The sequence below is a fragment of the Pseudomonas savastanoi genome (genome assembly GCF_020917325.1).
Lineage (GTDB): Bacteria > Pseudomonadota > Gammaproteobacteria > Pseudomonadales > Pseudomonadaceae > Aquipseudomonas > Aquipseudomonas amygdali.
Genome location: NZ_CP076652.1, coordinates 3691355 through 3700000, shown reverse-complemented (window position 1 = coordinate 3700000; position 8646 = coordinate 3691355). Strand labels below are relative to the sequence as shown.

Sequence of the window (8646 nt, the reverse complement as noted above, 5' to 3'; positions counted from 1 at the left end):
AAAGTAGGTCTTAGTGATCCGGTGGTTCTGTATGGAAGGGCCATCGCTCAACGGATAAAAGGTACTCCGGGGATAACAGGCTGATACCGCCCAAGAGTTCATATCGACGGCGGTGTTTGGCACCTCGATGTCGGCTCATCACATCCTGGGGCTGAAGCCGGTCCCAAGGGTATGGCTGTTCGCCATTTAAAGTGGTACGCGAGCTGGGTTTAGAACGTCGTGAGACAGTTCGGTCCCTATCTGCCGTGGACGTTTGAGATTTGAGAGGGGCTGCTCCTAGTACGAGAGGACCGGAGTGGACGAACCTCTGGTGTTCCGGTTGTCACGCCAGTGGCATTGCCGGGTAGCTATGTTCGGAAAAGATAACCGCTGAAAGCATCTAAGCGGGAAACTTGCCTCAAGATGAGATCTCACTGGAACCTTGAGTTCCCTAAAGGGCCGTCGAAGACTACGACGTTGATAGGTTGGGTGTGTAAGCGCTGTGAGGCGTTGAGCTAACCAATACTAATTGCCCGTGAGGCTTGACCATATAACACCCAAGCAATTTGAGTCGAACGACCAGATTGCGGTGACTGTGAAGACGACACGAACCGAAAGTTTGCGTCACAACCGCACCGAGCTATCACATACCCGATTTGCTGAAGCGCGCCGCACGGCACGATTCGGTACCCGAATTTCTTGACGACCATAGAACATTGGAACCACCTGATCCCATCCCGAACTCAGTAGTGAAACGATGTATCGCCGATGGTAGTGTGGGGTTTCCCCATGTGAGAGTAGGTCATCGTCAAGATTAAATTCCAGAAACCCTCATCGCTTACGCGTTGAGGGTTTTTGTTTTTGGGGCACGTTAAAGTCTTTTTCGTACCGTGCAGATACAAAAAAACCACCTGGTCGAGGTGGTTTTTTATTTTCCGGGAGAATCAATCCCCGCGGTATTCGCACCCGCTGGTGCAGGTCTCGTGAATACGAACGGCGGACAGCTCCGGCAGCAGAGGCTTCAGCTCATCCCAAATCCATTTCGCCAGGTTTTCGCTGGTTGGATTCTCAAGGCCGGGGATGTCATTCAGGTAATTATGATCAAGGCGTTCGTACAGCGGTTTGAAAATAGCCTTGATTTCCGAAAAGTCGCGGATCCAGCCTGTGTGAGGATCAACCTTGCCAGCCAGATGAATGCCGACACGAAACGAATGGCCGTGCAGACGTCCACACTTGTGACCCTCTGGTACGTGAGGGAGGCGGTGTGCTGACTCGAAGGTAAACTCTTTGAAGATTTCCACTGTGTATTGGCCCCGGAAAAATGGCGATCGCAGACGCGATAAATGCAATCGACGAGTTTAACAGCAATGGCCTGAAACTCCATGCAGGGCTTGTGTGTGACGATTCTTTCAGGTGCGATTGATGGCACTCGGCCAGATATATTCAGTTTGAGTTAAGTTGTACGGGGTAAGGTAAACGCCATAGAAGCATCGACCGCTATGGACACCTCCAACAATGAAAACGCTGACAACCCTGCTGGCGGCCCTGACATGTGTTCTGACTTCATGTGTCATCCAGGCGCGTGGTGTCGACCCGCAGGAGGTATTGCGCCTCAGTAACGCGGGCACTCTCCAGTCGGCTGAAAAACTCGATGCAAACGCCCTCAGCAAGCACCCTGGTGCCAGTATTCTTGATACACAGTTCAAGAATATATACGGCAGGTACGTTTACAATGTCGAGCTGCGTGACAAGCACGATGTTGAGTGGGTTCTCGAAATAGACGCCGCTACGGGCCAGGTCTACAGGAATCATCAGGATAACTAATGAATGTCGACAAGCGTCTCTGTGTCATCCTTGGTTTGAGTCTGACCTGCTCTTTTGTCTATGCCAGGGATCTGAATCAGGATGAAGCGCTCAGTCTGCGGCAGCGTGGGGTGATACTGCCTCTCGAACAGTTTATCGAGCGCGCGCTGGGTCTTCATCCCGGCGCTCGCTTGCTGGAGGCTGAGCTTGAGGAAAAAAATAACATGTACGTGTATGAATTCGAGTTGCTGACCCCACAGGGTGTTGTCCGTGAGCTCAAGTTCGATGCGCGCGATAGCCGATTGCTGAAAGACGAGGATGATGACTGATGCGCCTGCTCCTGGTTGAAGACCATGTTCCCCTCGCAGATGAGTTACTCGCTGCGCTGGGGCGGCAAGGTTATGCGGTCGACTGGCTGGCTGACGGTCGTGACGCAGTTTATCAAGGCGCAACCGAGCCCTACGACCTCATTGTTCTGGATCTGGGGTTGCCCGGCATGCCCGGGCTTGAGGTTCTCCAGCAATGGCGTGGCAAGGGCCTGGCTACCCCGGTACTGATTCTGACGGCACGAGGTTCGTGGTCAGAGCGTATAGAAGGCTTGAAGGCGGGGGCCGATGATTACCTGACCAAACCTTTTCATCCTGAAGAACTGCAGTTGCGTATTCAGGCCCTGTTGAGGCGTTCTCACGGGCTTGCCAACCAGCCAACCCTGGAGTCTGCCGGCCTTAATCTGGATGAAGGTCGCCAGAGTGTCAGCCGGGATGGCGTTGATATCCAGCTCACGTCTGCAGAGTTTCGTCTGCTGCGCTATTTCATGCTCCACCCTGGACAGATTCTCTCCAAAAGCCATCTCTCTGAGCACTTGTACGATGGCGAAAACGAGCGTGACTCCAATGTCATCGAGGTCCATGTCAATCACCTGAGGCGCAAACTGGGCCGCGCAGTGGTCGAGACCCGCCGTGGCCAAGGCTACCTATACGGCGGAGCCGGAGGTTGAAATCCATACAACGGCGTCTGAGCCTGGGTCTTATCGCCGTTATGGTCGTTGTCGGCCTGGTGATGGCGCAGACCAGTCTCTGGCTGTTTGAAGTGGGCCTGCAGCGCTATCTGGAGTCGGGCTTACGCAACGAGAGCGAGAACCTGCTGGTGGCGCTGGTCCGAGGTCCTGCCGGGCTGCAACTGGATGACCATCGCTTGTCGGGTGCTTATCAGCGCCCGCTGTCCGGCCACTATTTCCGCATGGACTTGCCGCAGGGCCACTGGCGCTCCCGTTCTTTGTGGGATTTTGAGCTGCCTCAGCCTGGAGTGGGGTTGCACGCTAACCTTGAACTTGGCAAGACCGGGCAGTCGCTGTTGATGCTGACCAGCGAATACCGAAAGTTCGGCAAGCAGATTTCAATTACCGTCGCTCAGGATTACACGCCGGTCAGGGCGAGCTTTCGTCTCATGCAGCAGATCGGGCTAGGACTCGGCCTCGCAGCTCTGATCCTGGTGCTGGTTTTGCAGCGCATCACAGTGCGCAGGGCGCTTCGGCCTCTGGAAACCGTTCGCGAGCAGATCTTCCAGCTTCAACAGGGTCAGCGTTCGCAACTGGACAATCAGGTGCCCCTTGAGCTTGAGCCCCTTGTGGCTCAGATCAACCATCTGCTTGCGCATACTGAAGACAGTCTGAAACGCTCACGCAATGCACTGGGCAATCTGGGGCATGCCTTGAAGACACCACTTGCGGTATTGCTCAGCCTGGCCCTCAGTGGACAGCTGGACGGCAACCCCGCACTGCGCAAGACGTTGCAGGAGCAATTGGAAAATATCCGTCTGCGTCTGGAGCGTGAACTCAATCGGGCCCGTCTTTCCGGGGACGCGCTGCCCGGAGCCCGCTTCGACTGTGATGCCGAACTGCCCGGGCTGTTTTCTACGTTGGGCATGATTCATGGTGCCCACCTTCATTTGGTCAACGATGTTGAAGCAGGCATGCATCTGCCGTGGGACCGGGAGGATATCCTCGAACTGCTGGGCAACCTTCTGGACAACGCCTGCAAGTGGGCCGACAGCGAAGTGCGTCTGAGCATTCTCAGTCAGGCTCAGGGCTTCAGCCTGCTGGTGGACGATGACGGGCCCGGTATTCCGGAGTCGCAGCGCGCAGAGGTGTTCAGCCGTGGCGCTCGCCTTGACGAGCAGATTACCGGTCATGGCCTTGGCCTGGGGATTGTGCGCGATATCGTCGAGGCCTGGGGCGGCCAACTGCAATTGCAGGAGAGCCCCGCTGGGGGCCTTCGCGTACGCATTGATCTTCCCGAGCGCACCGCTCCATAAGTTGTCAGCCTGTAACTTTCAGAGTCTTCATACAAAAAAATACGCTGGGTCTTAATGTCCGTCGGATACCGCCGATAACCTGATAGGTATCTCTGACTCATAAAAATAACCATAAGGCCACTCCTATGCGTCTCAGTCTGAAAGCCAAGGTTCTGTCGCTGGCAGTCATGCCGATTCTGATATTTGCGCTGGTGATCAGTGCCACCACGGTGTTCATGCTGCACCGGCAGGCAGAGCGCGAGGTCAGTGATACGCGAGAGCGTCTGCTCTCTGAAGCCAAGGCAACGTTGCAGAACTACGTTGCGATCGCCATGACGGCCATCAAGCCGCTTTACGAGGCTGCAGCGCCGGGTGATGAAACTGCGCGCGCTAATGCGATCAAGCTGCTTTCCTCCATCAGTTATGGCAAGGATGGTTATATCTTTGGCTATGACTCTCAGGTAATCCGTATATTCCGTAGCAACAGTCCTGATGGCGTCGGCAAGAGTTTCAATGACGCCCGCGATGCTAACGGGGTCTACATCAACCGCGAACTGGTGGCGGTCGGCAAGGCGGGCACTCACTATGTGATGTACTCCTCGGCCCTGCCTGGCAAGACTGAACCTGTGCCCAAGATCGGCTACACGGATTATCTGCCGAAGTGGGATCTGATCATCGGTTCTGCCGTCAATATCGACGGCATTGACGCTAAAGTTGCTGAAGTCAGGCAGAACGTCGAAGCACGTCTGAAGGAAATGCTGTACAGCATTTTGGGTATCACCGTCCTGGTGCTGGTCATCATTGGCGTCATCGGGATATTGATGGCCGGCACTCTGCTACGTCCGCTCGGTTTGATGAAAAACAACCTGGATGACATCGCCGCGGGTGAAGGCGATCTGACTCGGCGTCTGGCCATTACCAGTAATGACGAGCTTGGTGATCTGGCTGGTTCGTTCAACCGGTTTGTCGACAAGATCCACGGTATGGTTCGTCAGGTCAGCGAAATGACCGGGCAACTCAATGGCCTGGTCGGAGAAGTGTCATCCCAGGCACAGCGCTCGGAAACCGCCATGGACCGTCAGCGCCACGAAACAGATCAAGTGGCGACCGCAATCAATCAGATGTCGGCTGCGGCTCAAGAGGTTGCCAAGAGCGCGCAGGGTGCTTCCGTGGCTGCTCAGCAGACCGACGAACAAGGGCGCGCCGCCAAGCGCGTTGTGGATGGCAGTATCAGACAGATTCATGCATTGGTAGACGACATCCGCAAAAGTGGCTCGTCACTGGATGTTCTGCAAAAGGACGTTTCTTCGATCGTCAGCGTACTGGGTGTTATTCGCTCTATCGCCGAACAAACCAACCTGCTCGCACTCAATGCCGCCATCGAGGCCGCGAGGGCAGGGGAAGCAGGGCGCGGTTTTGCCGTGGTTGCCGACGAGGTCCGGGCGTTGGCCAGCCGGACCCAGCAAAGCACGCAGGAAATTCAAGGGATGATCGACCGTCTGCAGCAGGGCACTCAGGAGGCCGTCACGGCAATGCGCCGTTCCAGCGAAGCTGGCGACGGGACCTCTGCGCAAGCCAACGAAGCAGGCACATCGCTGGTGACCATCGGTGAGTTGATTGCGACGATCAACTCGATGAACGCGCAAATCGCCAGCGCAGCGGAAGAGCAGACGGCGGTTGCCGAAGAAATCAATCGCAGCGTTCACCAGATTGCAGGTGCAGTTGAAAGCGTCGCCGATGAAACCCGGCAAAGCGCACAGACCTCACGCAGCCTTGCCGAACTGGGCTCGCGCCTTGACAGTCTGGTCGGTCAGTTCCGTGTCTGATGCCTGCGTGGCAGGGGCGCTGACGTCCGCAACAGCCTGCGCCTGCCACCGCGGTCATATTGCCTTCGTAGAAGATGGCACTCGTACGTTCAAGTGCTGACTAAGCTCTAGACCGGGCGCGAGGCGCGGTCTACTGACATGGACAGGACATGAACGAAACCACGTTGCAATACAAAACCCTCATTATGCTATTGGTGCTGGTCACCATTGCCTTCATATGGATTTTGCTACCGTTTTACGGCGCAGTATTCTGGGCGGTCATTCTCGGAATCATCTTTGCGCCTGTGCAGCGCAGGTTGCAGATCAAGTTCAACTGGTCACGCAATCTTACCTCCCTGTGCACCCTGACAATCTGTCTGGTGATTGCGATTCTGCCAGTGATCGTCATCAGCGCCTTGCTGGTTCAGGAGGGCACCACGCTGTACAAGAATGTCGAGACCGGGCAGCTGGATATTGCCGGTTATCTCGCCGAGTTCAAGGATCTGCTGCCGCACTCGATTCAGGCACTGCTCGACCGTCTGGGCATGGGCGACCTTGAAGGATTACGCGACAAGATCACCAAAGGGGCAATGCAGGGCAGTCAGTATCTGGCGACTCAAGCGTTCAGTTTTGGCCAAGGCACCTTCGATTTCGTGGTGAGTGTGTTCATCATGCTGTACCTGCTGTACTTCTTCCTGCGAGATGGGCAGGAGCTGGTACGCAAGATACGTACGGCCTTTCCATTGGGCGAACAGCAGAAGCGTCGTCTGCAACTCAAGTTCACTCGAGTGGTACGTGCCACCGTCAAGGGCAACGTGGTGGTCGCGGTAACGCAAGGTGCGCTGGGCGGTTTTATCTTCTGGGCGCTGGACATCCCGAGTGCGTTGCTGTGGGCAGTGATCATGGCCTTCCTGTCGCTGTTGCCCGCTGTGGGGGCGGGGATTGTCTGGGCTCCGGTGGCTGTCTACTTCCTGCTCAGCGGCATGATCTGGCAAGGTGTGGTGCTGGGGTTGTTCGGTGTTTTCGTGATCGGTCTGGTGGATAACGTGCTGCGTCCGATCCTGGTGGGCAAGGACACGAAAATGCCGGACTACCTGATCCTGATTTCAACGCTGGGCGGTATGTCGGTCTTTGGTCTGAACGGCTTTGTGATAGGGCCTCTGGTGGCTGCGCTGTTCATCTCCAGCTGGGGGTTGTTCAGCGGTGCCAAGAAGCCGATGAAGCTGCCGGGCTAGTTTTCCAGAGACAAAAAAAACCCTGCTGAATGGCAGGGTTTTTTGTTTCTGGATGATCAGCCTGCTACGTGCAGACCGGCATTGACCACCAGATCGAGCAGCAGTTGCGGGTACACGCCCAGCACGAAGGTCAGGATCGCGACGGCCAGCAACATTACGCCGCCAGTGCGCTGCGCCCAGTTGATCGCTGCGTCGTGGCGTGGAAGCTTGTTGTCGACCAGATACATGGTGACCATCACTCTCAGGTAATAGAACACGCCAATGGCGCTACCGATCACCAGTGCTCCGATAAGCCACCACAGTTGCGACTCGACACCGGTGGCAATGATGTAGAACTTGCCGATGAAGCCTGCGGTAAGCGGGATACCTGCCAGCGAGAGCATCATCAGGGTCATGACTGCCGTCAGGTACGGACGACGCCAGAACAGCCCGCGGTATTCGAACATCGCATCGGCATCACGTCCGCTGTAAGGCGAAGACATCATGGTGATCACGCCGAAGCTGCCCAGCGAGGTCAGCACGTAAGTTGCCAGATAGACACCAATCGCCTCGACCGCCATGCCTTTGCTGGCCACCAGCGCAATCATCAGGTAACCGAAGTGCGCAATGGACGAGTAACCCAGCAGACGCTTGAGGTTGGTCTGAGTCAGCGCCAGCAGGTTGCCGACCAGAATCGACGCTACGGCAATGACTGCCAGTACGTCGTGCAGGACGCCACTGCTGGCTGCCGGTGAAATCTGGAACAGACGCACCAGCACGGCAAACACTGCCACCTTGCTGGCCGTAGCCAGGAAGGCCGCTACCGGCGCAGGAGCGCCTTCGTAAACGTCCGGGGTCCACAGGTGGAAAGGTACCAGCGACAGTTTGAATGCAAGCCCTACAACCATCATACCCAGACCCAGGCTGGCAATCGGGCTTGGCATCCCTGTCGCGGCAATGGCTTTGCCAATACCTTCGAAGCTCAGCGAGCCAGCTTCTGCGTACAGCAGCGCCATGCCGAACAGCAGGAACGCTGAACCTGCAGCCGATAGCACCATGTACTTGATGCCGCCTTCCAGCGAACGCTTGTTGAAGAAGGCATACGCCACCAGACCGTAGACCGGCACCGAGAGCAGCTCCAGACCAATGAACAGCCCGGCCAGGTGTTGAGCACTGACCAGCACCAGACCACCGGCAGCTGCCAGCAGGATCAGCAGGTAAAGCTCTTCACGATTGCCTGGATAACCTGCCTTGCCGTCACCCAGATAGGCGTGTGCCATGGTCACACAGGCCAGGGTAGAGGCAAGGATGATCGCCATGTACAGGCAGGCAAAGTTATCGATGTGCAGCAGTGGTGTCACAACCAGTGGGGCAACTTTCAGTGCCGGATAGATCGACAGCAGGGCCAGGTTGAGACCTGCTACTGAAAGCAGGAACGTTTGCGAGTGATTGCGGCGCCATGCGATCGCCAGCATCACCACTACAACGGTGAGGCTGGTGATCAGCAGTGGCGCAAGCGCAATAAAGTGTTGAATCGTCAGGTCCATAGCGCT

Annotated in this window: 8 protein-coding genes, 2 rRNA genes and 1 pseudogene (1 of these 11 running past the window's edge); 9 read left to right on the top strand and 2 right to left on the bottom strand. The window is 56.3% G+C overall.

The features are described 5' to 3' along the window. Together KP808_RS15490 and rrf are read left to right on the top strand one after the other, a co-directional pair. Positions 1-529 (top strand): 23S ribosomal RNA (locus KP808_RS15490) (it extends 2364 nt beyond the left edge of the window). A 148-nt stretch (positions 530-677) separates the two neighbouring features. Beyond that, positions 678-793 (top strand): 5S ribosomal RNA (rrf, locus tag KP808_RS15485). A 130-nt stretch (positions 794-923) separates the two neighbouring features. Here the strand turns inward: rrf and queD are convergent. Next, a complete protein-coding gene (gene queD / locus KP808_RS15480; protein WP_002554029.1) occupies positions 924-1280 on the bottom strand; it encodes a 6-carboxytetrahydropterin synthase QueD in 357 nt (118 codons plus the stop codon). Positions 1281-1494: 214 nt separating this feature from the next. On the opposite strand from queD, the gene KP808_RS15475 reads away from it, so the two are divergent. The 7 genes and pseudogenes from KP808_RS15475 to KP808_RS15450 all read left to right on the top strand — a co-directional run bounded on the left by KP808_RS15475 (position 1495) and on the right by KP808_RS15450 (position 7114). Beyond that, the gene (locus KP808_RS15475) at positions 1495-1803 is read left to right on the top strand and encodes a PepSY domain-containing protein (RefSeq protein WP_058400387.1); all 309 of its coding nucleotides are present in this window, start codon (positions 1495-1497) and stop codon (positions 1801-1803) included. Then, positions 1803-2111, top strand: a complete 309-nt coding sequence (locus KP808_RS15470; protein ID WP_002554027.1) for a PepSY domain-containing protein — start codon at positions 1803-1805, stop codon at positions 2109-2111. The genes KP808_RS15475 and KP808_RS15470 overlap by 1 nt, the downstream gene beginning before the upstream one ends. Continuing rightward, positions 2111-2779 carry a response regulator transcription factor gene (locus KP808_RS15465; protein ID WP_004659446.1) on the top strand — a complete coding sequence of 223 codons (669 nt, stop codon included), beginning with the start codon at positions 2111-2113 and terminating at the stop codon, positions 2777-2779. Before KP808_RS15470 ends, KP808_RS15465 begins: the two co-directional genes overlap by 1 nt. After that, entirely contained in the window at positions 2776-4095 is a 1320-nt protein-coding gene (locus tag KP808_RS15460) for an ATP-binding protein (protein WP_058400388.1), read from the top strand. The genes KP808_RS15465 and KP808_RS15460 overlap by 4 nt, the downstream gene beginning before the upstream one ends. Before the next feature lie 125 nt (positions 4096-4220). Further along, a pseudogene (locus KP808_RS26220) lies at positions 4221-4994 on the top strand (cache domain-containing protein); the annotation flags it as partial. 63 nt (positions 4995-5057) lie between these two features. After that, complete coding sequence (locus KP808_RS26215; RefSeq protein WP_371217824.1) at positions 5058-5900, top strand: methyl-accepting chemotaxis protein; 843 nt, start codon at positions 5058-5060, stop codon at positions 5898-5900. A 149-nt stretch (positions 5901-6049) separates the two neighbouring features. Beyond that, entirely contained in the window at positions 6050-7114 is a 1065-nt protein-coding gene (locus KP808_RS15450) for an AI-2E family transporter (protein WP_005731862.1), read from the top strand. Positions 7115-7170: 56 nt separating this feature from the next. Here KP808_RS15450 and nuoN read toward each other — a convergent pair whose 3' ends face one another. Then, entirely contained in the window at positions 7171-8640 is a 1470-nt protein-coding gene (nuoN, locus tag KP808_RS15445) for an NADH-quinone oxidoreductase subunit NuoN (RefSeq protein WP_230016444.1), read from the bottom strand. Positions 8641-8646 lie beyond the last annotated feature (6 nt).